This window comes from Mesorhizobium sp. M7A.F.Ca.ET.027.02.1.1 (assembly GCF_004022985.1).
In the GTDB taxonomy this organism is placed as follows: domain Bacteria; phylum Pseudomonadota; class Alphaproteobacteria; order Rhizobiales; family Rhizobiaceae; genus Mesorhizobium.
Map to the genome: position 1 here is coordinate 1 of NZ_RZOL01000793.1, position 1,102 is coordinate 1,102.

A 1,102-nucleotide genomic window follows, 5' to 3' on the forward strand; every position below is an offset into this window, starting at 1 on the left:
CAGAAAGGGTTCGTCGAGTGCGTCGCCACGCCCGGTGGCAAACGCGGCCCCGGCACCGAGGAACGTCGCTTCCTCGTCCCCGCCGGCGAATACGAGATCGGCCGGTTCGGCTTCGTCATCGATCCGGATCGTCATCCCGTCTATGCCGGTCCGTCGAGCTTCATTGGCTGGCGGGGGAGAGGGTCGCCATGACTCTCGCGCCCGAGCTGCGCCGTCAGCTGTCCCGCATGGAGGAGGCGCGCCGGCAAACGCAGCGTCAGTTGGACATGGTGGACCGGCAGATCACGCGCCGCATGACCGCGCTGATCCCCGGCCTGCTCCCACGCCGGACGCACTATCGACGCGGCAAGGCAACCGATCCCAGCGCGTTCCTCGAGCGTTATCGATCCCAGCTCGCAGCCCTGACCGCAGAGCGCCAGCCGGAGATCGACGCATTGTCGCGCAAGCTCGCACGGCAGGAGCAGGCGATCACCAGATTCCTCGACCGGCAGGGCGAAGCCGCTGATATGAGCGAGCAGGTCTAGCGACGCCGCTGTCCAAGCGACAGGTGGGCCGGTGTCGATGATGCCGCATGCGGCACGCACACGTGCGACCATCGTGATTATGGTGGTCGCGGCAGCGATACGGCAGGATCGACACCGGGAATTGGCGCAGATGGTCATGACCGCCTGTCCTTCGGTTCCCATGTCGAAATCGAGGTCCCGTGCCGGTCCTCCCTCGGGCTTTAGGCGGTCCTGAACCGGCGGCCGTTCGCTTCAAGGCCGCGTTCCGCGCCGCGGGGCGGCCGGATCGAACCGGTCTCGACATGGCAGGCCTGCGTCCTGCGCGAGGGCTGAAGGGCGCCCTGCTTGGCCGCAAACCTACCATGCTCGCCTCGGTTCGCCCGGACCCTGAAGCGCCCGTCATACCACCGGTTCTGTCGGTCCGCGCCCGAGGGAGGGCCGGCACGGGCCGGTCCGAGCTTCGGGAAACCGAAGAAGGAACATGCCATGACCAAGAAAACCGCCAGTTCCCGCTCCAGCGCCCGCGTCGTCCCGCTCCGCAAGGGCACCACAATCCAGATGGTCCGGCTCGCCTGCCCCGATGCCGCACAATGCTCCCT

1 protein-coding gene and 1 pseudogene are annotated in these 1,102 nt (G+C 67.5%); both read left to right on the forward strand.

Features of this window, described 5'->3' with window-relative positions; genetic code table 11:
- A pseudogene (locus EN749_RS36190) lies at positions 1-192 on the forward strand (hypothetical protein); the annotation flags it as partial.
- Entirely contained in the window at positions 189-524 is a 336-nt protein-coding gene (locus EN749_RS36195; protein WP_128365013.1) for a hypothetical protein, read from the forward strand. The pseudogene EN749_RS36190 and the gene EN749_RS36195, both read left to right, overlap by 4 nt.
- Positions 525-1,102 lie beyond the last annotated feature (578 nt).